At 56.8% G+C, this 25366-nt stretch carries 21 protein-coding genes; 4 read left to right on the top strand and 17 right to left on the bottom strand.

The genetic code is table 11. The features are described 5' to 3' along the window. Positions 1–873: glutaminase (locus tag RT613_RS13700; protein WP_313616164.1), on the bottom strand; the 873-nt coding region annotated here is incomplete at its 3' end. Positions 874–942: 69 nt separating this feature from the next. After that, entirely contained in the window at positions 943–1560 is a 618-nt protein-coding gene (gene rpsD / locus RT613_RS13695; protein WP_313616162.1) for a 30S ribosomal protein S4, read from the bottom strand. Positions 1561–2004: 444 nt separating this feature from the next. On the opposite strand from rpsD, the gene RT613_RS13690 reads away from it, so the two are divergent. Next, on the top strand, positions 2005–2988 hold the full coding sequence (locus RT613_RS13690; protein ID WP_313616160.1) for a TerC family protein: 984 nt from the start codon (positions 2005–2007) through the stop codon (positions 2986–2988). A 371-nt stretch (positions 2989–3359) separates the two neighbouring features. On the opposite strand, the gene RT613_RS13685 is transcribed toward RT613_RS13690, so the two are convergent. Further along, positions 3360–4877: an ATP-binding protein gene (locus RT613_RS13685; protein WP_313616158.1), complete on the bottom strand. Its 1518-nt coding sequence runs from the start codon at positions 4875–4877 to the stop codon at positions 3360–3362. A 447-nt stretch (positions 4878–5324) separates the two neighbouring features. Here RT613_RS13685 and lexA point away from each other — a divergent pair, with 447 nt between their 5' ends. After that, a complete protein-coding gene (lexA, locus tag RT613_RS13680) occupies positions 5325–6053 on the top strand; it encodes a transcriptional repressor LexA (protein WP_313616156.1) in 729 nt (242 codons plus the stop codon). Positions 6054–6161: 108 nt separating this feature from the next. On the opposite strand, the gene RT613_RS13675 is transcribed toward lexA, so the two are convergent. Then, the gene (locus RT613_RS13675) at positions 6162–8666 is read right to left on the bottom strand and encodes a ComEC/Rec2 family competence protein (protein WP_313616155.1); all 2505 of its coding nucleotides are present in this window, start codon (positions 8664–8666) and stop codon (positions 6162–6164) included. Between the two features lie 283 nt (positions 8667–8949). Between RT613_RS13675 and gltA the strand changes: the two genes are divergently transcribed. Further along, positions 8950–10239, top strand: a complete 1290-nt coding sequence (gltA, locus tag RT613_RS13670) for a citrate synthase (RefSeq protein WP_313616154.1) — start codon at positions 8950–8952, stop codon at positions 10237–10239. Positions 10240–10585: 346 nt separating this feature from the next. Here the strand turns inward: gltA and RT613_RS13665 are convergent, their stop codons facing one another. Beyond that, positions 10586–12118 (bottom strand): aldehyde dehydrogenase family protein, encoded by a 1533-nt coding sequence (locus RT613_RS13665; protein ID WP_313616153.1) that lies wholly within the window; start codon positions 12116–12118, stop codon positions 10586–10588. Positions 12119–12342: 224 nt separating this feature from the next. Between RT613_RS13665 and RT613_RS13660 the strand changes: the two genes are divergently transcribed. Continuing rightward, a complete protein-coding gene (locus RT613_RS13660; protein ID WP_313616152.1) occupies positions 12343–13239 on the top strand; it encodes a LysR family transcriptional regulator in 897 nt (298 codons plus the stop codon). Positions 13240–13282: 43 nt separating this feature from the next. On the opposite strand, the gene RT613_RS13655 is transcribed toward RT613_RS13660, so the two are convergent. From RT613_RS13655 to RT613_RS13600, 12 genes are all read right to left on the bottom strand, one after another. Next, the gene (locus RT613_RS13655) at positions 13283–13906 is read right to left on the bottom strand and encodes a dienelactone hydrolase family protein (RefSeq protein WP_313616151.1); all 624 of its coding nucleotides are present in this window, start codon (positions 13904–13906) and stop codon (positions 13283–13285) included. A gap of 16 nt (positions 13907–13922) precedes the next feature. After that, positions 13923–14894: a glutathione S-transferase family protein gene (locus RT613_RS13650; protein WP_313616149.1), complete on the bottom strand. Its 972-nt coding sequence runs from the start codon at positions 14892–14894 to the stop codon at positions 13923–13925. Between the two features lie 145 nt (positions 14895–15039). Next, positions 15040–15927, bottom strand: coding sequence for a DMT family transporter (locus tag RT613_RS13645; RefSeq protein WP_313616147.1), 888 nt, complete (start codon positions 15925–15927; stop codon positions 15040–15042). A gap of 228 nt (positions 15928–16155) precedes the next feature. Continuing rightward, the gene (gene lpxB, locus RT613_RS13640; protein ID WP_313616145.1) at positions 16156–17340 is read right to left on the bottom strand and encodes a lipid-A-disaccharide synthase; all 1185 of its coding nucleotides are present in this window, start codon (positions 17338–17340) and stop codon (positions 16156–16158) included. Further along, positions 17337–18203: an LpxI family protein gene (locus RT613_RS13635; RefSeq protein ID WP_313616143.1), complete on the bottom strand. Its 867-nt coding sequence runs from the start codon at positions 18201–18203 to the stop codon at positions 17337–17339. Before RT613_RS13635 ends, lpxB begins: the two co-directional genes overlap by 4 nt. Before the next feature lies 1 nt (position 18204). Next, positions 18205–19017 carry an acyl-ACP--UDP-N-acetylglucosamine O-acyltransferase gene (gene lpxA, locus RT613_RS13630; protein ID WP_313616142.1) on the bottom strand — a complete coding sequence of 271 codons (813 nt, stop codon included), beginning with the start codon at positions 19015–19017 and terminating at the stop codon, positions 18205–18207. After that, complete coding sequence (gene fabZ, locus RT613_RS13625) at positions 19014–19481, bottom strand: 3-hydroxyacyl-ACP dehydratase FabZ (protein ID WP_192487780.1); 468 nt, start codon at positions 19479–19481, stop codon at positions 19014–19016. The genes lpxA and fabZ overlap by 4 nt, the downstream gene beginning before the upstream one ends. Beyond that, a complete protein-coding gene (lpxD, locus tag RT613_RS13620) occupies positions 19474–20538 on the bottom strand; it encodes a UDP-3-O-(3-hydroxymyristoyl)glucosamine N-acyltransferase (protein WP_313616141.1) in 1065 nt (354 codons plus the stop codon). The genes fabZ and lpxD overlap by 8 nt, the downstream gene beginning before the upstream one ends. Before the next feature lie 50 nt (positions 20539–20588). Further along, positions 20589–22910 carry an outer membrane protein assembly factor BamA gene (gene bamA, locus RT613_RS13615; protein WP_313616139.1) on the bottom strand — a complete coding sequence of 774 codons (2322 nt, stop codon included), beginning with the start codon at positions 22908–22910 and terminating at the stop codon, positions 20589–20591. Between the two features lie 200 nt (positions 22911–23110). Next, positions 23111–24232, bottom strand: coding sequence for an RIP metalloprotease RseP (rseP, locus tag RT613_RS13610; protein ID WP_313616179.1), 1122 nt, complete (start codon positions 24230–24232; stop codon positions 23111–23113). 54 nt (positions 24233–24286) lie between these two features. After that, the gene (locus RT613_RS13605) at positions 24287–25120 is read right to left on the bottom strand and encodes a phosphatidate cytidylyltransferase (RefSeq protein ID WP_313616138.1); all 834 of its coding nucleotides are present in this window, start codon (positions 25118–25120) and stop codon (positions 24287–24289) included. Then, on the bottom strand, positions 25120–25366 hold a 247-nt coding region (locus RT613_RS13600; protein WP_313616136.1), incomplete at its 5' end, for an undecaprenyl diphosphate synthase family protein. The genes RT613_RS13605 and RT613_RS13600, both read right to left, overlap by 1 nt.

Here is a 25366-nt window from a genome sequence, read left to right as displayed (position 1 = left end):
GCCAAGTGCGGAGTTGCCGACCTTGTTGAGGCCCGGCGACCAGACCGCGATCGATGCCTTGCCGGGTGCCACCGCCATGATGCCGCCGCCGACGCCGCTCTTTCCCGGCAGGCCGACATGATAGGCGAAATCGCCCGACCCGTCATAATGACCGCAGGTCAGCATCAGCGCATTGATGCGCCTTGCGCGCCGGTCCGACACGACGGTATGCCCCGTCAGCGGGTTGCGGCCGCGATTGGCCAGAAACAGGCCAGCCCGGGATAGCTGCGCGCAGGTCATGGAAAGCGCGCACTGATGGAAATAGACCCCGAGCGTATATTCCACGGGGTGATGCAGATTGCCGAAGGAGCGCATGAAATTGGCGAGCGCGAAATTACGGAAACCCGTCGCCTGCTCGGATTTCGCCACCGTATCGTCGATGCTGATCGTGTCATCATCAGCGAGATACCGCACGAACCGCAGGAGCTCGCCGATCGCCTCGCGCGGCTGATGGCCGGACAAAACGATATCGGTCACCACGATCGCCCCGGCATTCACGAAGGGGTTGCGGGGAATTCCGTGCTCGTGCTCCAGCTGGACTATGGAGTTGAAGGACGATCCCGACGGTTCGCGACCCACCCGGTTCCATACCGTCTCACCGGCCTTGCCGAGCGCCAGCGTCAGCATGAAGACCTTGGAAATGCTCTGGATCGAAAACGGCGTCAGCGCATTGCCAGCCGTATAAGTCGTTCCATCGACCGTGGTGATGGCGATGCCGAACTGGTTGGGATCGACCTTGGCGAGTTCGGGAATGTAATCCGCAACCTTCCCCTCGCCCAGCCTCGGCAGCATGCTGTCATGGATGGAATCGACGATACTCTGAATGTCCTGCATGCAAAGCCTTCCCCAGCAAACAAAAAAGCCGCCCCGAAGGGCGGCTTCCTGAATACTGAAACGCGTCGATTAACGCGAGTAGAATTCGACGACCAGATGCGGTTCCATGACGACCGGGTAAGGAACGTCGGAGAGCGACGGAACGCGAGCGTAGGTCGCAACCATCTTGTTGTGGTCAACTTCGATGTAGTCAGGAACGTCGCGTTCAGCGAGCTGAACGGCTTCCAGAACGGTTACGAGCTGCTTGGACTTCTGGCGAACTTCGATAACGTCGCCCGGCTTGCAGCGGTAAGAACCGATGTTGACGCGAACGCCGTTAACCGTGACGTGGCCATGGTTGATGAACTGGCGCGACGCGAAAACGGTCGGAACGAACTTGGCGCGGTAGACGATGGCGTCCAGACGCGACTCGAGCAGGCCGATCAGGTTTTCAGAGGTATCGCCCTTGCGACGGTTTGCTTCGTCGAAGGTAGCGCGGAACTGCTTTTCGCGCAGTTCGCCGTAGTAGCCCTTGAGCTTCTGCTTGGCGCGCAGCTGCGTGCCGAAGTCGCTCATCTTGCCCTTGCGGCGCTGACCGTGCTGGCCAGGGCCGTATTCGCGGCGGTTTACTGGGGACTTAGGACGACCCCAGATGTTTTCGCCCATGCGGCGGTCAATTTTATACTTGGACGATTCGCGCTTGCTCATCGTATTTCCTTCTCAACAAATTACACCGGTTTGTTGCCAAACCGGATTAAGGAAACACGCCCTCCTCTGAGTTCACCTGAGTGAGCTCTGACAGGTTTCTCACATTTGCGAATGGAGAAGCCACGGGACATGTCGGTGATGTCGACTACCGAACGTCAGTTCTTAAAACTGCAAGGCAGTCAACGAAACACACCGGGCTTTGCGGCCCGGCGTTGATGGGGCTTCTAGGTGTCCTTCATAAAATTGTCAACGAGAAAAAAATTGCATCAGGCCCTTGAAAGGTCATTTTCCTGCACTATTTCACTGGCGTGATCAGGACTCGGGCCCCTCTGGCGTATTACCGGACAATACGTGATGTCGAGTCTCTTTAGGTTGGGGCCCACGTTTATATTCCGTCACACGTTCCCCAGCCATATAGCCAACCTGTCCGGCAAAGGTTGACTGATGGACTTTCTGTTCTCGGATTTTCTTGGCACTCCCACATGGATGTGGGCGGTCTTCATTTCTCTCGTACTTGGCCTACTGGCCCTGGACCTTGGTGTTCTGCATAAGAATTCCAAGGAAATCGGCATTCGCGAAAGCTTGCTGATGTCCGCCTTCTATATTGTCATCGGCTTGTCCTTCGGTGGCTGGATCTGGTACCAGTCGGGCCAGCAGCCTGCCATGGAATATATTACCGGCTTCGTGGTGGAAAAGAGCCTGGCGATGGACAATATCTTCATCATCGCCATGATCTTCTCCTATTTCGCCATTCCGCGCCAATATCAGCACCGCGTGCTGTTGTGGGGTATTTTGGGCGTGATCGTGCTGCGTGGCATCATGATTGCCGCCGGTGCTGCGATCGTCGAAAACTTCCACTGGGTGCTTTATCTCTTTGCGGCCTTCCTGGTGTTTACCGGCCTCAAAATGCTGTTTTCGTCGGATCACGATGAAAACGACCTTGATAACAACCGCATACTGAAGTTTCTCAAGCGCCACCTGCCGCTGACCAACCGTCTGCATGGCGAAAAGTTCTTCATCAAGGAAACCGATGAAAAGACCGGCAAGCTGAAAACCTTCGTCACCCCGCTGTTTCTGGCGCTGGTGATGGTGGAAATTGCCGACCTGATCTTTGCAGTTGATTCGATCCCGGCGATCTTTGCGATCACCACCGACCCGTTCATTGTCTACACGTCGAACATTTTCGCGATCCTTGGCCTGCGTGCGCTCTACTTTGCGCTGGCTGCCCTGATCCACCGCTTCGCTTATCTCAAATATGCGCTGGCTGCGGTTCTGGTGTTCGTTGGTTCGAAAATCTTTGTAGCTGACATGCTGGGTCTGGCAAAAATCCCGCCTGCCGTTTCGCTTGGTGTGACCGTCACCATTCTTCTGACCGGCGTCGTCGGCTCGCTGTTTGCAACACGCAAGCAAACAAAGGCTGTCGAATAATGTCTCGCTTCACGACATCAAGAAACTCTACCATCCTCGGCACAACGCCGAGGATGGGCACCACAAGATGGCCAGGGCATAGTGGCCATTGCGCAAGAAGAGATATCTTGCCGCTTGCAGCCCACAACAAGGCGACCGCGCTGACGTAATGTGCCAGCGCTGACCACACACACCTCATGCCTCGTGCTTGTCACAGGCATCCAGTCGACGCGCGTCGGCGCGGCGGAAAGAACTCTTTTCAGCCCAAAGACTTGGGCTGGCCTGGATTCCTGTGACAAGCACAGGAATGAGGATCGCGAGATGGTCGGGACAAGCCCGACCAAAAGCCAAGGCGAGCACCTGCTTACGTGATATATTGAGAAACAGCAGCCTTATTCGGCCGCCAGCGTCGCCTCATCATCGGCCGCATCCGCATCACCGGGTGCGGTTTTTGCATCAAGGTCAGGAAATGCCACGATCCGCTTGCCGGAGAAATCGGCATGTACCACGACCAGTTCCTTTTCCTCGAAGTAACCGAGCAGACGTCGGGCACGACGTGCAGAATGCGTGCCATAGGCACGGGCGATCCGCGCATCGGACGGGCAAGGCTCCTCGCCCAATGCGGCTTTGACCAGCATCAGGAACACGCCCTGCAAATCATCAGAGACGTTCTTGGAAAGGTCGAGTGCCTTCTGCCAGTTTTCGCTGGCCGCCATGTCGGCATCAACGCCGGAACGGGTAATTGCCACCTGGCGGCGGAATTCCGACAGCGCCATGGGCGTACCGGGAATGCGGCGCATGCGCGCGCGCACAAGAAAGTCCTGATAAAGCACGGCATCGGTACGGTAGGCCGACTGCGGATCATCGAGAATTTCGTAGAGAACGCCTGAGATCTTCTCTTCGCGTTCTTCCGGCGTCATATCAGACGCGCTGCTGCGCTGCGGCTGTTCGGAGGACGGCGTGATCGCAGCCGGTGTCGAGCGGGAAAGCTCGGCCAGAATATCTGTCGTCGGCCGTGGTGCCGGTGGCGTGCGGCGCACAGGGGTGCGTGCAAATTCTTCCGGATCCGGCGTAAAGATCAGGTCTTCCACGTCCTGTGGAGCATCCGGCAACGGCATCAGCTTTGGCGATGACGAACGGGCCGAGGTTTCCACCGCACCGATGACGATTGGCAGCGGACGGCGTGACAAGGCCGGGCCAAGCGCCACGAAATTACCACGCTGCAAATCGCGGAACATTTCCGCCTGACGGCGGTCCATGCCGAGCAAGTCAGCCGCACGGGCCATGTCGATATCAAGGAAGGTGCGACCCATCAGGAAGTTGGAAGCTTCCGCCGCCACGTTCTTGGCAAGTTTTGCCAGACGCTGCGTGGCGATAACGCCAGCCAGACCACGTTTACGGCCACGGCACATCAGGTTGGTCATGGCGCCAAGCGATGCCTTGCGGGCATCTTCGGTGACTTCACCACCAACGGCTGGCGCAAACATCTGCGCTTCGTCGACCACCACAAGAACGGGATACCAATATTCACGGTCCGCATCGAACATGCCGTTGAGGAATGCGGCGGCCGCACGCATCTGCTGGTCGATGTCCAGCCCTTCAAGGGTCAGAACGCAGGAGACGCGGTGCTGGCGAATACGGTTGGCGATACCGGCCAGCTCACCTTCGGTACGCTCACCATCCACGACGATATGGCCGAATTTGTCGGCCAGCGTCACGAAGTCACCTTCAGGATCGATGATGACCTGCTGAACCCAGGGTGCCGATTGCTCCAGCAGCCTGCGCAGCAGATGCGACTTTCCGGAACCGGAATTGCCTTGCACCAGCAGACGCGTGGCGAGCAATTCCTCAATGTCGAGTTTGGCAGACTGCCCACCCGATAGCGTTCCCATGTCGATGCCGACCTGCAATGCCCTGAAACCTTATGTCACGAAATTGAACTTGAATGACCACTCCCAGCGAGCGGCGAACCCTCCCCTTAACAGAGATTTCGCCGCAATGCTTCCTCGGGAGAGGAAAATGCACAGGGAATACGTGCGGTAAATCACATCCATTGAACAGAATCAAATGCATCGAATCATGCCGCCCGCACTGACAGACTACATGTTTTGCTTAAGGGGGCGCCAGATCGACGTTGCGCGGCGCAACATTCACGTCTTCGTCATCCCCGCTCGCGGCACATAAAAAATCATTTTAAATCAATGTGATGAACGGTCGAAACACCACTTCTGTCCTCTCTCATAATTTTCGCCGATATGGCGATTACGAAATATTAAAGCCTTGCGGAACACATATGGAACATATAGTGTATGTTCTGCATTTGTTTCGATTTTCATCAACGGTTGGGGTGCGACTTCATGCTCACACGCAAACAGCAGGAACTGCTTCTTTTCATTCACGAAAGAATGAAGGAATCCGGTGTTCCCCCGTCATTTGATGAAATGAAGGATGCACTTGATCTCGCGTCCAAGTCAGGCATTCACCGGTTGATCACAGCCCTTGAAGAACGTGGCTTCATCCGCCGGTTGCCAAACCGCGCCCGTGCGCTTGAGGTCATCAAGCTGCCGGAGGCCTATTCGCCAAGCCTCAAACCGCAGCGTGGCTTTTCACCAAGCGTCATTGAAGGCAGCCTGGGCAAGCCCAAGCCGGTTGCGACACCTGCCCCCGCTCCGGCACCGGTCAGCGCCAATGATGGCGGCAGCTCGGTGTCCGTGCCGATGATGGGCCGTATCGCGGCGGGCGTGCCGATCTCCGCCATCCAGAACAACACCCATGATGTGTCCGTTCCGGCGGACATGCTCGGGTCCGGTGAACATTACGCACTTGAGGTGCGCGGTGACTCGATGATCGATGCCGGTATCTTTGATGGTGACACCGTCATCATCCGCAACGCCAATACGGCCAATCCCGGCGATATCATCGTGGCGCTGGTCGATGATGAGGAAGCAACCTTGAAGCGCTTCCGCCGCAAGGGTGCCTCCATTGCGCTTGAAGCTGCAAACCCGGCCTATGAGACCCGTATCTTTGGCCCGGACCGCGTCAAGATCCAGGGCAAGCTGGTAGGTCTGATCCGCAGATATCACTGAGCAGAGACATCTCTCACACCAATTAAAAACAGGCCGGTTCATGCGTGACCGGCCTTTTTTATATCTGGCCATTGCGTTGACCTTCATTGTTGGCTCGTTGATGTGGTGTCAGCTTTTGTCCAGAAGTTGCACGACGGGTGCTGGCACCTGCATGTCAAACGTTTTGCTGCGCCAGTTATAATAGCGGTGCCGTGTCCATGGCCGGTGACTGCCATAGAGGGCAGCCTTCATCGACTGGATGACGGACTGCGCGGGAGCCTTGGTATTTTCTGAACCGGTCTTTGTGGCAGCAAGATCTATTTCCAATGAACCGATGCGGCGCAGTGTTTGCGCGCTCAGCAGCACGGCACCTGAACGGCAGCTGTCAAACGATGTTGGTCGTGAGGTAATGGCAATATCGCCGAGATCACAGGCTAGACCGAGATATCTGTTGTCAATGACGACCACGATCACCGGGCCTTTCACTGTCCGTGCAATACACCAGCTGTTGCGACGACAGGTGAAAGCACCTGATGTGTTTGTCACGGCTGATGTCATACGCTGTTTTTCAGCGGCGATGGTTTCGTCGTCCAGCATTGCTCGTCTGCGGCTGCCCGGCGCCTCACCCTTACCGTCCCCGGCCGTCACCGGTTCTGGCAAAGCGTCCAGCATCACCGGCGGCGTATGTTTTTCCGGCAGGGTCAGCGCGCGCATCCACTGGTCATAGACAAAACCGGACGCCCGCTGGCTGGTGGTGGCAACCTGTTCCTCAGCGACCAGCCCGATCAGCTTGCCATCCTCAAACACGATGAGATCAGGCATGTCCTCATTTCGTGCGGTAATGAAGAAATAGACGCAAGCGGCCAGAAAGATGATGCTTGCCCTGAACAGTCCGGTGCGAAACAGCGTCAACACCAGAAGACCAATGGTGCCCGCCCCTAAGAACCATGCATGTTGCCGCCCGACGCCAGCGTCGCCTCCCCAGGCCGCCACATGTTTTGCGATATCGATGGTCATCGACATGCCGTAACCCATGACATGCAGGAAAGGTGCATCAAGACCAAACGGCATCAGCAACATGGCCATCAGCGCAAAGGGCATGACGATAAAGGACATGACCGGCATGGCCGCCAGATTGGCAGCCAGTCCATAGGTGGTGACACGGTGGAAATGTTCCATGGAATAGATGGCGGTGGACACGCCACCGATCAGCGATGTCACCACAATACCGGCGCAGAAGGTCCAAAGCAGTTTTGATAGACGAAGCCATGTCGGCGGGTTGAAGCTTCTGAACCGAACGCCGTCATCGTCAGCCCGCCTTCGTGACCAATAGGCATAGGCCGAGACCAATGCGATGGTTGCGGCAAATGACATCTGGAAACTCGGCCCCATCACCTCGGATGGCGACAAAACGATAATCACCACAGCCGATATAGCAACGTTTCTAAGACTGATCGACGGGCGATCGAACAGCACGGCAATCAGCATGATCGACATCATCAGCCAGGCGCGTTCGGCTGAGACGGCAAAACCTGAGATCAGATAATAACACAGCGTCATGATCAGCGCTGCAAGGGCAGCAATCTTCTTGACCGGCCAGCGCTGCGCAAACTGCGGAATGCAACTGAGCAGCGTTCGAAAGCCGACGAAAAATATGCCCGAAGCCAGCGCCATGTTGAGCCCGGAAATCGCCACGATATGCGCAAGTCCGGATAGACGCAGCGCCTCCATGGTGCTTTCCGAAATGGCGCGTCGTTCATCGGTGATGATAGAGGCGGCAAAGGCGCCGGCATCACCACCAATTGTGCCGCGTATTCGCTCGGCAATGGCGCTGCGCAGCTCGTAAAGCCAGACATCTGCTCTGTCGATCCAACCTCGGTTTTCTGCCCGCTGCCGTGCTGCCTCATCCCGCGTCAGTGGTTTTGGCGCACCATAGAAAAAGCCGGTGGCACCAATCCCGTTGAAATAGGCCGAAAAGGCAAAGTCATTGAGACCGGGCAAAGCCGGGCCTGACGGTGCAGACAGGCGTACACGCCCGGTGATACCGCCACCGATTTCAATCGGCTGATGGCGGGAGCGCGACAGGACCGAAATCTTTTCCGGCGGACGCGAGAGAACGGGATTTTCGGTTTTCGAGACATTGACGATATAACGCCAGTAACCGCGCGCATCCACCTCCCGCCGCTCGACCGAACCGGAGATCAATGTCGTTACCGGGCTATCGAGGATGATGGTGTCGTTGCGCCATGTCTCAAGCTGCGCCAGCAGCATTCCGGCCAAACAGAGCGCTGCGATGAAAAAGACACCAGCGAGCAGTTTTATTCGCTGCCTCGTCGCAAGATATAACGATCCCGTAACCAAAAGGCTTGCGCCCAGCACCTGATGTGACGGGGTTTGATCCAGCGAAAACCAGATAATGACGCCACTTGCCAAAAATACCGGGATGAATAAAAACCAGTGGCCATAAGCCTGCTCTATCGCCAGCATGCGGGAAAGATCTGCAGTCCAGCCGGATATCCTGCGGCGCGTTGCAAACCCGTCATGAAGGTCTGTTAGGCCGCCATTATCACGTTTTGCAGGCAGGGAATCATTGGCAGCGGAAATGCCCAGCTCAACCGGTTCAGTCTGTCGCAATTTTTGCGATGGCCCTACAGTCAAACCAGAACCGCCCCCCGCTGGATAGAGAGCAATTTGCAACCGTAACAGTGCTAATGCAACCGCTTATATTTAAGAAAACATTGACCTAATATGAAACAGTCAAACGTCAAAAGCCTAGTTTTTGGCACAAGTTGATACCGCAACGCACAATTTGCCTTTTGGATAGCTTGGCATATGCCGCAGGATCAGATAGCTATCCAGAACGCTTAACGCCTAGATGCCTCTCGGCATCCAAAACGCATGTTCTCGGAGGATTATGATGACGGAAAAAAGCGCTTCTATTACGCTCGGCGACAAGACTGTAGAACTTCCCATTCGAGAGGGAGCGATAGGCCCAGACGTCATCGACATCGCTGCTTTGTACAAGCACACCGGCAATTTCACTTACGATCCCGGCTTTACCTCGACGGCATCCTGCGAGTCCAAGATCACCTATATTGATGGTGACGAAGGCGTGCTTCTGCACCGCGGTTACCCGATCGAGCAGCTTGCCGAAAAGGGCGATTTCCTTGAAACCTGCTACCTGCTTCTTTACGGCGACCTGCCGACAGCAGAACAGAAGAAGGATTTCGACAACCGCGTAACGCGCCACACCATGGTGCATGAGCAGATGACGAAGTTCTTCAGCGGTTATCGCCGTGACGCTCACCCAATGGCTGTGATGGTTGGTACGGTTGGCGCGTTGTCTGCGTTCTACCACGACTCGACCGACATTACCGACCCGCACCAGCGCATGGTTGCCAGCCTTCGCATGATTGCCAAAATGCCGACAATTGCGGCCATGGCGTACAAATATCACGTTGGCCAGCCATTTGTTTATCCGAAGAACGACCTCGATTATGCGTCGAACTTCCTCAACATGTGCTTTGCCGTTCCTTGCGAAGAGTACAAGGTTGACCCGGTTCTGGCCCGCGCCATGGACCGCATCTTCATCCTGCATGCTGACCATGAGCAGAACGCTTCGACCTCGACCGTTCGTCTGGCCGGTTCTTCGGGTGCAAACCCGTTCGCCTGTATCGCAGCCGGCATCGCCTGCCTGTGGGGCCCGGCTCACGGCGGCGCCAACGAAGCAGCGCTCAACATGCTCAACGAAATCGGTTCTGTTGACCGCATTCCTGAATATATTGCCCGCGCCAAGGACAAGAACGATCCGTTCCGCCTGATGGGCTTTGGTCACCGCGTGTACAAGAACTACGACCCGCGCGCCAAGATCATGCAGAAGACCATGTATGAAGTGCTGGAAGCAACGGGTAACGCCAACGACCCGATCATGCAGGTTGCTCTGGAACTGGAAAAGATCGCCCTTTCCGACCCATACTTCGTCGAAAAGAAGCTGTATCCAAATGTCGACTTCTACTCCGGCATCACGCTGAAGGCTCTCGGCTTCCCCACAACCATGTTCACGGTTCTGTTTGCTCTGGCACGCACCGTTGGCTGGATTGCCCAGTGGAACGAAATGATCGAAGATCCGCAGCAGCGTATCGGCCGTCCGCGCCAGCTCTATACCGGCGCAGCAAAGCGCGACTACGTACCAGTCTCCAAGCGTTGATTGGTTAGCGAATGACACAGAAACACCGGCGCTCTCGCCGGTGTTTTTTTATGCGCAGAGGTCAGCCCCAACCGCCCCTCATTTCTGTACTTGTTACAGAAATCCAGTCGACACGCGTCGGCGCGGCGGAAAGATGGTCTTTCATCCCAAGGACTTGAGATGCCTGGATCTCTGTGACATCCCTCGGGCAAGCCCGAGCACAAAGATGAGGACCGCCTAGGCCGACCGATTGCCTCTCCACCAACACCCCCAGCGCAAAACAAAAGGCCGAAGCATCACGCTCCGGCCTTTTCCTGTTCAATCACCTCGGCCAAGCGGCATATAACCGCCGTGCCTTTCGTGTCTTTTACTCGATATCAAACGACACGCCCTGCGCCAGTGGCAAGGCCTTGGAGTAGTTGATGGTGTTGGTTGCGCGGCGCATATAGGCCTTCCACGCATCCGAGCCGGACTCGCGGCCGCCGCCGGTTTCCTTTTCGCCACCGAAGGCGCCACCAATTTCCGCGCCAGAGGTGCCGATATTGACGTTGGCGATGCCGCAATCCGAACCTTCAACCGACAGGAAACGTTCCGATTCCTGGATGTCGCGGGTGAAAATCGACGACGACAGGCCAGCGGCGACAGCATTGTGATCGTCAATCACGGCGTCGAAATCGCTGTACTTCATCACATAGAGAATAGGTGCGAAGGTTTCTTCCAGAACAGGGCCTTCCTGCTTTGGCATTTCGACCAGCGCCGGCTTGACGTAATAACCGTCAGCCGCGCCGGTATCGACACGTTCACCACCCAGAACCGCGCCACCATGGCTCTTCGCTTCACTGAGCGCCTTCTGCATGCCGTCAAAGGCTGCCTTGTCGATCAGTGGACCAACCAGTGAGGATGTTTCCAGCGGGTTGCCGACGGAGACCGAACCATAGGCCTTCTTGAGGCGCGGCACGAGCTGGTCGTACACGCTGTCATGCACGAACAGGCGACGCAGGGTCGTGCAACGCTGGCCAGCCGTACCCATGGCGCCAAAAGCGATGGCGCGCAGTGCCATGTCGAGATCGGCAGACGGGCAAACGATGCCGGCATTGTTGCCGCCGAGTTCCAGAATGGAACGGGCAAAACGCTTGGCAAGGCGCGGACCAACCTCACGGCCCATGCGGGTGGAACCGGTGGCAGACACCAGCGGCACCTTCGGATGGTCGACCAGTGCTTCACCGACGAAGCGGTCGCCGATCAGCACCTGGCTCAGTCCCTCTGGCGCATCGCCAAAACGAGCAGCAGCGCGCTCGAAAATGCCCTGAACGGCAAGCGCCGTCAGCGGGGTCTTTTCCGATGGCTTCCAGACAACCGAGTTGCCGCAAACCAGCGCAAGAGCAGCATTCCAAGACCAGACGGCAACCGGGAAGTTGAAGGCGGAGATAACGCCGACAACACCCAGCGGATGCCAGGTTTCCATCATGCGGTGGCCAGGACGTTCCGTGGCAATGGTGAGGCCGTAAAGCTGGCGGGACAGACCAACCGCGAAATCGCAGATGTCGATCATTTCCTGCACTTCACCCAGACCTTCGGACGGGATCTTGCCGGCTTCCAGCGAAACCAGACGGCCAAGATCGGCCTTGAAGGCGCGCAGCTCTTCACCCAGCAGGCGAATGAGTTCACCACGGCGCGGTGCCGGCACGGAACGCCATGCCTTGAAGGCAGCGTCGGCCTTTTCAACCACCTTGGCAACGTCAGCTGCAGAAACGGTCTTGAGGCTTGCAACCTGTTCACCCGTAACCGGGCTGAAGGACGGCATGTCACCACCGGTATAAAGGCTGGACGAAACGCCCATCTTTTCCAGCAGGCTTGCGGCTTCCTTCACCACGTCGATTTTTTTGATAGCTGCGTCCATCTTATGCTCCATTTTCCCCGCAGTGGCAGCGCGACGCATAAGTTGCGCCTGAACTCCCTGCCCTGCACTTCAATTTTCCGGCCTTATTTTAAGCCCCAGGGGTCTGCACAAGACAGTTACCCACTTGACGAAAAGCGCCAGTTTATTCTTTCTCGTTATCATATACGCCAGGATGAACCGGTTTCAAATGACGAAACCAATTATGTTGATGCGAGATAGGAATAATGGACCCCAGACGCCGCCTGATACCTGACATCGTGACATTGCAGGCGTTTGAATGCGCAGCGCGGCATGGCAACTTCACCCGGGCGGCGGAAGAGCTGAACCTGACACAGAGTGCCATCAGTCGGCAGATCCGTGATCTGGAGGCGCAGACGGGTTTGCAACTGTTCGAGCGTATCCGGCGGCGCGTGGTGCTGTCGCAGGCCGGGCGAAAATTCCTGCCTGATGTGCAGCGGCTGTTGCAGCAGTCTGAACAGTTGATGGTGCGTGCCGTTGCCTCTGGAGAATCAGGGTCAGCACTTGCCATTGCCTCGCTGCCGACCTTCGGCAGCCGTTGGCTGATGCCGCGCCTCAACACCTTCATCAAGGACCACCCCGACACGGTGATAACCGTTGCCTCGCGTTCGCATCCGTTCGATTTTGACGAGGAAGGGTTTGATCTTGCCATTCATTACGGACAGCCGGTCTGGGCGCATGGCACCTGCACCTTTTTGTGCAATGAGGTGATCCTGCCGGTGGCCAGCCCATCGCTTCTGACCGGTGCGGCCATGACACAACCCGGTGATGTGCGGACCATGCCGCTGCTGCACCTCACCACCCGACCCAAACTTTGGTCGGAATGGTTCGAGATGAACAAGATCACGGCAGACAATGCCTTTCGCGGCAATCGCTTCGACCAGTTTTCCATGGTCATCGAAGCGGCCGCCAGCGGCATGGGCGTTGCCCTTCTGCCGCGTTATCTGATCGAGGCCGAACTGGCATCCAGCCGTTTGCAGGTGCTGTTTGACCTGCCCTTGACCACCGACAACAGCTATTACATTGCCACGCCGGAGGGCCGACAGGACAATGTCATGGTGCGCGCCTTCCAGACATGGCTGCTGAGCGAGGTTGGTCGCTAGGGGCCACCACAGGTCGCCCCTCAGGCATCACATTGCTGAAGGTTCAGGCCCTTGTGCCAAAGGCAGTCAGCAGGAAGCGAGCGGCAATGGCTGCGCCATCCTGCGAAATGGTGTGGCCAACACCGGGCAGCGTGTGCAACTCGGTGGTCAGACCTGCCTTGTCCAGCGCTGCCTTTGCCTTTTCACTTTCCGAAAATGGCATGATGTGGTCGGCCGTGCCGTGAATGAGCGACAGTTGCGTGTTGCTGGATGGCGCCAGCGGCTCTGGCGAGGCCAGACGACCGGAGAAGGCAACAACGGCTGCCACGGGCCATCTGCCTGACGCAACCGCGTCCAGCGCCATGATGGAGCCTTGCGAAAAGCCAACCAGCGCTACGCGGTCGAGATTGCTGCCCAGCGCGTGGCGGGCAATGATGTCGCTGATGACTGCATCAAAGGCGGCACGCGCCTCCACGACGCGCTGCGGGCGATTGGCCTCTGTCACACCGTCAATGCTGAACCACTGGCGGCCGGGACCGTGCCCGAAACTGAAGGGCGCATCCGGGCTTTCAAAATCAATATCGCTGGCGGACTGGCGCAGGAAACTGCCAAGCGGCGCAAGATTTGCGCCGTTGCTGCCCACACCATGCAGGCCGATCACCAGTTTGCGTGTCGAATTTATCGTCATCACACTTACCGTTCCCTCACGCGACCGAAACAGGCGCCAGCCCCGGCAGGTCAGGACCAACTGGCACGATCTGCGTTGGGTTGAGGGCCTTGATTGAATAATAACCGCGCTTGATGTGGTCGATGCTGACCGTTTCCCGCACGCCCGGCACATCAAGCATTTCGTTGAGGAAACGGCTGAGTGCCGGATAATCGGCAATACGTTTGAGATTGCATTTGAACAGGCCGTAATAGGCCGCATCAAACCGCACCAGCGTCACGAACAAGCGGATATCGGTTTCAGTCACTTGCGTGCCAAACAGGAATGGCCCCTTGCCCTCAAGGCGGGTTTCCAGCTCTTCCAGTGTTTTGAACACATCGGCAAAGGCTTCTTCATAAGCACCTTGCGTGGTGGCAAACCCGGCGCGGTACACACCATTGTTGAGGTTGGGGTAAATGCGCTCGTTCAGCGCATCGATCTCGGCGCGCAAATCTTCGGGGTAAAGATCAACCGAACTATCGGCGAGATCACCAAAGCCGGAATTCAGCATGCGCAGAATATCAGCGGATTCATTGTTGACGATGGTGGCGGTCTTTTTGTCCCACAGCACAGGCACGGTGGCGCGACCGGTGTAATGCGGGTCTGCGCTGGTATAGATCTGATGCATGTAAGACTTGCCGTTGATCTCATCGCGGTTGGCGCCGGGATAATCGCCAAAACGCCAGCCTTCATCCGAGATGGAAGGTTCAACCACCGACACGGAAATGACGTCCTGCAGTTTCTTGAGGTTACGGCCGATCAGCGTGCGCGACGCCCAAGGGCAGATCAGTGCAACATAGAGATGGTAACGACCAGCTTCTGCCTTGAAACCACCCTCGCCTGTCGGGCCTGCCGAACCATCCGCTGTGACCCAATGACGGAACCCCGATGCCTGGCGCACAAAACCACCCTTGGCATCCGTTGCCTGCACTGGGTGCCAATCCGAAGTCCATTTTCCGTCGACAAGCATGTTACGATCCTCATTCGGTCATCTGATGGGATCGTTATGAAGCCATAGGCTTTGTTGTCACAAGCCACGCATTTGTTGACGCACTGTAACCGGTCTGTAACCGGTCAGAACGTTTCCAGAATAAACGCGTCAGACTGTCGCCGGTTCACAGGCGATTGCGGAAAAACGGGTTCCAGCGCACGGTGCCGAGGCGGATTTTTTCACGAAACATCGTCAGCAGGCCGGCGCAGGCAATAACGACCAGACCGGCGACCGCCAGATCGTCAGGATATTCGCCGAAAAACAGAGAGCCGATCGCCACCGCCCAGAGGATCTGCGAATAATGCGATGGCGCAATCTGGCTGGCGGGTGCAATTTTTGTGGCAATCAGCAGGGTAATCTGGCCGATGGCCGTGCAGGTGCCAATCAGCGCAAACACGCCGAAATATTTCAGCTCCGGCATTTCAAAGGTCGGAATGGAGGCGATGCCGTTAAACAGCAGGCCGTAGATCAAAAGCACACCCATGATCGAGGTACGCTTTTCCTTGCCCGCCAAGGAGCGCAACAGCACGATGGTGAGACCTGCCAGAAAGGCCACGGCCACGGCCGCAGCGTGGCCGAGATGCAGTTCCTTGAAACCGGGACGCACCACCATCATCACCCCGATAATGCCGGCACAGACCGCTGCCCAGCGCCAGATGCCAATATCTTCCTTCAGCACCACAGCCGACAGAATGGTGACGAACAGCGGTGACAGGAAGATCAACGCATAGGCTTCAGCCAGCGGAATGGTGGTGAAGGCATAAATGCCGAGAATGCCGGCAAACAGGCCGGAAATCGCACGACCATGCACCGCCCAGGGCCGGTTGATGCGCCAGAACTCACGCCAGCGCTCATCCCTGGGCTTGGTGAAGAAGATGATCGAGGCAGAAAACAGGATACTGAAAAAGCCGATCTCGAACACGCTGACATTGCCGCCCAGAGATTTGATCAGGGCGTCCCCCCACGAAAAGCTGGCGTAAGCAAGCAATCCCAGAAGAAAACCCGTATTCATTGGCAGACTTTCGACAGTGTCAGAGCGTGATGAAGGCGAAGAAAGGAAGTAGAATTATATGCGCAGAAACGATGTGCGGCCGAAGCAGGCACAGATATGTCGTTCTGCGGTACTCCCAACTGCCTGCAATCGCAAGGCTACCGGCGGCCGCTTTGGTTCGTTTCTGAGATATTTTGCAGAAATGCCGCGCGGATGGTGAACCAAGCCTCAAGGAGGCAGGTTTTGCGGTTAATTCCGCCCCGCCTTGCGCGCATTGACAACATCCAGCAGGATTTCAGCCGAAAGCTCACCGGGCGAACGCTCGGTGTGCAGGCGCTGCTGCACCAGCGCGTAACCTTCCAGCATGGCACGGCGCTGTGTGGTGTCGGATGATAGTCGCTCCAGCCAGCGCACCATGGAACCGGGACGCACCACCTCGTTGATATATTCCGGCACAACCGCGTAGTCCGCGATCAGGTTGGGCAGCGCGCCTGTCCAGGTCTTGATGCGTTTGCTGAGCATCGTGAACAGCCAGTCGGTCTTGTAGACCGAAACGGTTGGCACACCGGCCAGCGCCAGTTCCAGAATGACCGTGCCGGATGCGGCAATGGCGGCATCCGCCTTGGCGAAGGACGACCATTTGAAATCGCTTTCGGCGCTGATCGTCAGCTTGATATTCTGCGGCCAGCTGGCTGCAAACTGCCGTACCAGCGCTTCGCGGCGCTTGACGGTTGGCAGCACAAATTCCGTGTCGCCATTACGCTCGACATAGGACTGTGCGGCCTCAGCAAAGGCCGGCATCAGTTTGGAGATCTCGGCAGATCGTGAGCCAGGTAACAAAAGCACCGTTCCGGTCTTTTCCGCACCTGTCTCCAGCCGGTGATTGCGTTCATTGCGCACGCCAAGCAGGTTGGGTTCAACGCTCAGGCGATGGCCGACAAAGGTGGTTTTCGGGCCGCCGAGGCGCTGCATCACCTCAGGTTCAAACGGCAGCACCGCCAGCACATGGTCAACATAGGATAACATCGCCTGCGCGCGGTATTCTTTCCAGGCCCAGACGCTGGGGCAGACGTAATTGACCACAGGCAGCGATGGCAAAGCGGCGCGCACGCGTTTTGCCACGCGGTGGGTAAAATCGGGACTATCGATGATCAAGAGAACGTCGGGCTTTGCGGCGATAATGGCATTGGCCGTCTGTTTGATGCGCGACAGCAGTTTTGGCAACTTGGCCAGCACCTGGGTGAAACCCATGATCGACAGTTCGGAGAAATCAAACAGCGAGTTCAGGCCTTCCGCCTCAAGTGCGTCACCGCCAACACCCACCAGTTCTATCGTGCCGGGATATTGGACTTTAAGCGCGCGGATCAGGTCTGCACCCAACAGGTCGCCCGAGACTTCACCGGCAATGACGCCAACCTTGAGTATATCGCTCATCCCTTGAAGTCTCCGCCCAGCGACATATCGATGCCGCATACAAATATGCCTGCCTCGTCTGCATCTCTCAACATGGTTTCGCGGTCGAGAACCAGCGAGCGCCCGGCTTCCACCGCAATACCGGCGAGCCCTGCCTTGGCGGCATTGGCAATGGTTGAGGGACCAATGGTTGGCAGATCGGCGCGCACATCCTGCTGCGGTTTGCACAGCTTGACCAGCACACCCCTACGACGCTGCGAAATGCGGCCGCTGGCACGCAACTGCGCGACACGCTCCAGCATGGCATCCGTGCCTTCAACACCCTCCAGCGCAACGATACGTCCACCAACGGAGACTGCACCCTGCCCTACATCCAACAGACCAATGGTCTTGGCGGCATGCATGGCCTTGCGAATATCATCCTGATCAGCCTTGTCTGGCACCCGCTCACCCATCGGGCCGGTGACCGCCAGCAGGCCGGGCACGATCTCATGCGCACCCAGCACCCGGCAGCCCTGCGCCTCGATGAGTTTCATCACCATTTGCAGCACGGCGTCATCGCCCTTCGCCAGAAGGGTTTTGATGACGGATGGAATTTTCAGGAGAGATTTTAGATTGGGATGGATTTCACGCCATTCCGGACGGCGTTTGACACCGCCCGACAGCACGACACGGCCGATGCCGTTCTTTTTGAAAATCCGCTCGAGACCTGCGAGATCACCGACGCCGATAATCTCGCTTTCATAACCGTCCCAGTTCAAATCGGCTTCATTTTTCAGGCGCACAATGAAGGGGCTTTCCCCTTCATCCACGGAAGCCTTTGCCACATAGTGAGGCAGCAGACCGCTTCCTGCAATGATGGCCAGCCGATCACCGCTTGCCACCTTATTTGCCTCTGAATGGCGACGACAGGGCCCGATCGCTGTCGGCAGCGATAAAGTCGAGGATTTCCATGACCTGCGGGCAATCCAGATATTCGTCGCGGATGGCCGCCGCATTGGCGCGTGCTGAACCTTCGCCTTCAAAGATTGCCTTATAGGCGCGGCGAACCCGGTGAACCTCTGAACGTTCAACACCCGCACGTGTCATTCCAACGACGTTGAGGCCGCTCAGAATGCCTGGGTTACCGTTCAGCATGCCGTAAGGGATGACATCATAGCTGACGGCCGAGAGACCGCCGATAAATGCCTGTCTGCCAATGCGCGTAAACTGGTGCACGGCGCTGCCGCCACCCAGAATGGCGCGGTCACCAACGGTGACGTGGCCAGCCAGCATGACATTGTTGGACAGGATGATGTTGTTGCCCAGACGGCAATCATGCGCGACATGCGAATAGGCCAGGAACAGGTTGTTGTCGCCAACAATTGTCGTGCCGCCATGTTCCACCGTGCCGGTGTTCATGGTCACGCCTTCGCGGATCGTGCAGTTTTCGCCAATAACCAGCGTCGTATCCACGGCACTGTGATGAGCGCTTTGCGAATCGCCACCAATCACAGCCGATGGCCAGATGATGGTACCCTTGCCGACCGTGGTTCTGCCGAGAACCACGACATGGCTCACCAGCTCGACATTATCACCCAGCACAACCTTCGGCCCGACATGGCAAAACGGTCCGATGGACACGTTTTCACCAATCACGGCCCCGTCCTCGATAAAGGACATCGGATGAATTTTGGCTGAAGCGGCAATCACACTCATTGCTGGCCCTCTGGCACCATCATCGCGCCGATGTCGGCTTCGGCAACCAGCACGCCATCAACCTTGGCATCGCAATGGAACTTCCAGACATTGCCGCGCTGCTTCTGCTTGACGACATGGAACTCAACGCGGTCACCCGGCACAACCGGCTTGCGGAAACGGGCATTGTCGATGGTCATGAAATAGACCAGGTTGCCGCCGCCGCCCTGCTTGCGCGAGCAGATCGCACCTGCGGTCTGCGCCATGGCTTCCACCAGCAGAACACCCGGCATGATCGGCTGGTCAGGGAAGTGACCAGTGAAATGTGGTTCGTTGACCGTGACATTCTTGATGCCGATGGCGGAATTGTCACCATCGATCTGCACGATGCGGTCAATCAGCAAAAACGGATAACGGTGCGGCAAAAGCCGCATGATTTCCTTGATATCCGCGGATCCAAGCGTAATCCCCTCACCATCAGCCATTTTTTTCTCCTGTTTTTTTATCTCTTTCATCTGCGCGGGCCAAAAGCTCGGCCATATCACGCAGATATTGTTTCATAGGACGTGCGGGCGCGCCGCCGTAACGAGCACCGGCCGGGACATCACCCACGACACCACTCATGGCGGCAATCTGCACGCCGTCTCCAATAGAAATATGACCATTGATGCCAGCGGCACCACCGATCATCACGCCATCACCGATACGGGTGCTGCCGGCAATGCCAACCTTGCTGACGATGCCGCAATGGCGACCGATCCGCACGTTGTGGCCAATCTGCACCTGATTGTCGATCTTGGTGCCTTCGCCAATCACCGTGTCATCCATGGTGCCGCGGTCGATGGTGGTGTTGGCGCCAATTTCAACATGGTCCTGAATGATCACACGGCCAACCTGCACGATTTTCAACATGCCGCGTGGACCCGGTGCATAACCAAAGCCGTCCTGGCCGATACGCGCGCCATTGTGCAAAATGACATTGTTGCCGATCAGAGCCGCCAAAACGCTGGCACCTGCAGCGACAGTGCAATTGCGACCGATTTTGACATCGGAGCCGATGATCGCGCCTGCACCGATTCGGGTACCGGCACCAATATTGGCACGTGCGCCAATGACGGCCATCGGTTCAACCACAACGCCTTCTTCCAGTCGTGCGGTCGGATCGATATGCGCTGCAGGCGAAATATCACCTGCCACATCGACAACCGACGACGGCTGCATGGCAATCGGATGCAGAATCGCACCGGCATTGGCAAAGGCCGTATGCGGGACATTGGTCAGAAGTGCCGGAATATGTGCAGGAATGAGGCTTTTCAGCGCGGCATCACAGATGATGGCAGCCGCATTACATGTCTCAAGTTCAGCGCGGTTCTTGCGGGACAGGATGTAACAGACCTGATCAGGCGCTGCGCGGTAAACCGGAGCAACCGAACGAACGATACGTTCACCCTCGGTCGGCTCCGAAAGTTCCGCCCCAAGCATCTCGGCCAATGCGGCCAACTTGATCCCATCATGGGGCGGAAAAAATTCATTATAGTCCATCAACAGGGAACTCCAGAACAGTTCAAACTCGCAGTTCTGGACTGCCGATATCAGAAGTTGTTCGAGATTCCAAACCGGAAACGCTGTTCCTGGTCATAGTCTTCCTTGAGGAACGGTACTGCGTAGTCAACACGCAGTGGTCCAAAAGGCGATGCCCAGATCACACCGATACCGGCAGATGCACGCAGCGAGCTGCTTTCACCTTCGGAAGCGTAACCCGTCTTATTGCCGTAGAGCGTGCCAGCGTCGGCATAAACCGCACCGCGCAGACCAACATCTTCAGGAATACCTGGCATCGGGAAGGTTGCTTCAGCCGAAACGGTGAAGTAGGTCGTGCCGCCGATCGAATCGCCGTCGATACGTGGACCGATACCGTCGTTTTCGAAGCCGCGGATCTGGCGTCCACCGATCTTGAACTGGTCGAAGACGTAGAGGTTGTCACCGGTTGGAACAACGTAACCAGCAGCAGCCGTCAGAGAGCCGATGATGTCGAACTCGTCCGAAAGCGTGTGGTAATAACGCGCCTTACCGTAGATCTTGTAGTATTCGGAGTCACCGCCGATACCCGCAAACTCGTTGGTCAACAGCGCCTGCCAGCCGGAGCGTGGCGTCTGGCGGTCATCCAGCGTGTTGTAGGTGATCGTGTTGGAGATAACGGACTGTGTCCACTTCTCGCCAGTGATCAGGTCCTTGTATGGCTGCGCCAGATTGGTACCAGACTGCCAATCGCCATCACCCGTGTACTTGAAGTCCTTGTAGGTGTAGCGGAAGGTTGTTGCCAACTCTTCGGTGATTGGAGCCGTTACGCGCAGCGTGAAGCCCTGCTCCGTGTAATCGTAGTAGTCTTCGCTCGAGCTCTGGCTGCGGAACACGTCGAAACCAGCCGCCAGACGGTAACCGAGGAAATAAGGCTCGGTGAACGAAAGGTTGTAGGTACGCGCGTTGTCTTCACCAGCGCCGACTGCCAGACGAATGAACTGGCCGCGACCGAGGAAGTTCTTTTCTTCAACAGATGCTTCGAGGAGAACGCCATCCGATTCGGAGTAACCAGCACCGATACCGAACGAACCTGTTGGCTGATCTTCAACGTCGACAACGATCACAACGCGGTCAGGCGCGCTGCCCGGAGCTGTGGAAACATTGACATTACCGAAGTAACCGAGCGCTTCGAGGCGACGCTTGGCAGCCGTAACAACTGTCTGGTTGAACGCATCGCCTTCGCTGATGTCGAATTCGCGGCGGATAACATAATCGCGTGTACGGGTGTTGCCACGGATTTCGATACGCTCAACGTAAGCGCGCTCTCCCTGGTCAACGATGTAGGTCACGCCAATCGTGTTGTTGCCGAAGTTACGGTCACCACGTGGCGTAACGCGTGCAAACGGGTAACCCGCAGCAGCAACACGCTTGGAGATGGATTCCATGCTCTTCTGAACATTGGTGGCGCTGTAGTGATTGCCTTCGCGGCTTTCGAGAAGACCCTGCAACTCGCCGGAATCCACACCATCAACGGTCGATTCAACAGCAACAGGCCCGAAGTCGTAACGAGCGCCTTCATCAACAGTAACGGTGATGGTGTACTCGTTGGACTGTTCGTCGAGAACAGCTTCCGACGATACAACGCGGAAATCTGCATAACCACGATCGTAGTAGAACTGACGCAGGGTTTCTTCGTCGGCGCGGAGCTTGTCTTCGCTGTAAACGTCCTTACGGGTCAGGAACGACAGCATGTTAGACTTCTTGGTCGACAACACTGCTGCAAGGCGGCCATCGCTGTAAGCCTTGTTGCCAACGAAATCGATGCGAGCGATCTTGGTGCGTTCGCCTTCATTGATCACGAATGCGAGGTTCACGCGGCCTTCACCAACATTCACCGTCTGCGTCGTTACATCAACGTCGCTACGACCGATGGCAGCATAGGCCTGCTTGATTCGCTCGATGTCTGCATTGACCAGCGCTGGATCATACGGGCCGAGTGGCTGCGTCTGCGCAACGCCAGACAGCTTGTCGTCCTTGATCTTGCGGTTGCCGTTGAACACGACCTGGTTGACCAGCTGATTTTCGCTGACCGTTACAACCAGTGTATTACCGGAAACACTCATGCTGACGCCAGAGAAGTAACCCGTCGCGTAAAGACGCTTTACGGATTCATCAATGTCAGCATTGGAGAAATTCTTGCCGGGCTGGATCGTGATGTTGGAACGAACGGCGTCAGCCCCTGCCCGTTCAGCGCCACGCACGTCCACTCTGTTGATAACAGCAGCGTTGGCAACACCCGAAGAAGCAAGCACTCCCACGCCCACAACCGAAGCAACACCAGCAGATAGCGCAACCGCCGATACCGCGTTCAAAAATCTTGAACCAGCCTTCATTTTCACTTCTTACCTTTTCCCGTTGTCCCTCAGCGGGCAGAACCCGACTCCGGCCATCTGCGTCGTTTTACCTGCTTTTCCTCTACAAGCAAGCGCCAACGTTAATTTCTGTTTACTTCGTCGCTTCGCGTGACCTAATCGCCACGACGGCGTGAAAACATAGTAAACAATCGACTAACAAAACCACTTAAATACGCAACTTACCCCAGCAAGCTGCTGATATCATTCCAGGTCGCAAATACCATAAGGCTAAAAATCATGGCAAGCCCTATCCTGAACGCAACCTCCTGTGCGCCTGCCCCCAATGGACGCCCCCGCACAGCCTCGACCGCATAGAACAATAGATGGCCGCCGTCCAGAACCGGTACAGGCATAAGGTTAAGCAAGCCTATCGATACGGACAGCACAGCTGCAAGCTGAATGACCGCAGATACACCTAACGTTGCCATCTGGCCCGAGGCTTGAGCAACACGCACCGGACCACCCAGCTGGTCCGGCTTCATGCGGCCCATCACCAGGTTGCCGATATACTTGAAGGTGCCGGTGATAACCTGTCCGGTTTCGCGCACCCCCTCACCCAGCGCCTCGACCGGCGTATAGGTAATATGACGGAAATTGCCGCTTTCCTGGTTGGTTACGATACCAATGATGCCCAGTTCAATCTTGTTGCCGAACTGGTCCGTGGTCTCTGTGCGCTCCGGAACCATCTGCAGAACCTGCTGCTGGCCGTTGCGTTCAATGGTCACATCGACCTGCGAACCGGGACGGATGCTGATGTAGCGACGCACATCCTCAAATGTCGTAACATGGGTACCGTCGAGTGCTACAAGGCGGTCGCCCGGCAGCACACCGGCGATCGCGGCAGCACTGTTTTCCCGCACTTCGGCAACGACTGGATCAGCAACCGTGCGGCCATAAATGCCAAACAGCACGGCAAAAATTGCAATGGCGAGGATGAAATTGGCGATCGGACCGGCAGCAACTGTTGCTGCTCTTTTCCACAGTTTTGCGCCCGCCAATGTGCGGCCACGCTCTTCCAGCGACATTCCCGCAAGGCCATCGCTGTCCGGTTTGCTGGATGCATCCTCATCACCCCAGAACTTGACGTAACCGCCAAGTGGAATGGCGCAGAGCTTCCAGCGCGTGCCATGTTTGTCGGTGAAACCAATCAGTTCAGGGCCAAAACCAACCGCAAAGGCAGTGATCTTGATGCCGGACCAGCGTCCGACAAGATAGTGACCCATCTCATGCACAAAAACGAGAAGTGTGAGCACAAGGATGAACGGAACTATATAGCCCCCGAGGAAACCCAGTACCGCCATCAGTACACTCATTATAACTCCCGTTCTTTACACGGCTGCAAAATATCCGCGATATCAAAAGCCTAGCAGAAGTCCGCCGGTTGAACCGGGTGCATCGCCAGTATAGGCGGCATGGACAATTGCAATTACAAATACCGTAAAGCAGGCGAAAACAAGTCCGTCAACCCGGTCCATAACCCCGCCATGACCGGGGATCAGATGGCTGGAGTCCTTCACGCCAAAACGGCGCTTGATGAATGATTCGAAGAGATCACCCATCTGGCTGAAAGCAGACAGCACCACGGCCAGCAGGATGACGCTGAACCCCAGTTCACCCTTATAGGCATAAGCGACGATACCACCGGCAATCACCGCAGACACCGTGCCGCCAATCGCACCCGACCAGGTCTTGCCGGGAGAGATGGATGGCGCAAGTTTCGGACCGCCAATTGCACGGCCAACGAAATAGGCCAGAATGTCGGTGCCCCAGACCACCGCGAAGATGAAAAGCATCGAGACGAGGCCCGGAAAATCATCGCCACGGATCGCAGCCAGCGAAATGCCGCTGAGACCGGCATAGATAATACCGCCCACCAGCCACCAGTTCTTGCCGCGCAGGATGGGGAAAATGGTTGCCGTCAGCGCAAAGCCGCACAGAAGCGGCACATCGAGCGATGGCTCACCAAACAGCGTATTGCCGGCAATCACCGCAATGGCAAACCAGCCCCAGGAATAACCCGCAGGGTTGGTTTCGCCGAGCTTGGTGATCTTCGACCACTCGTAATAGATCAAGAGCGCAATAGCTGCCGCGACGAAACGGAAGATCAATCCGCCGTTCCAGGTGGCAAACAGAATGACAGCAGCCATTACCAAAGCGGACATGATCCGCAGCTTGAGTTCACGGCTCATCAGGCACCAGCCACAGCAGCCTGCGCCGTCAGACCGCCAAACCTGCGGTCACGCAATCTGTACTGCTCGAGGGCTGCCGTAAAATGCTGGCGATCAAAGTCAGGCCAGAATTCCGGCACGAACACCAGTTCGGAATAGGCCGCCTGCCACAGCAGGAAGTTCGACAGACGCTCCTCTCCACTGGTGCGGATGATCAGATCAGGATCAGGAATGCCTGCCGTATCAAGACGTCCGGAAATGGTATCG

The organism is Agrobacterium sp., assembly GCF_032092815.1.
Lineage (GTDB): Bacteria > Pseudomonadota > Alphaproteobacteria > Rhizobiales > Rhizobiaceae > Agrobacterium.
The sequence above is the reverse complement of the archived record's forward strand: the minus strand, read 5'-3'. Positions and strand labels throughout refer to the sequence as shown.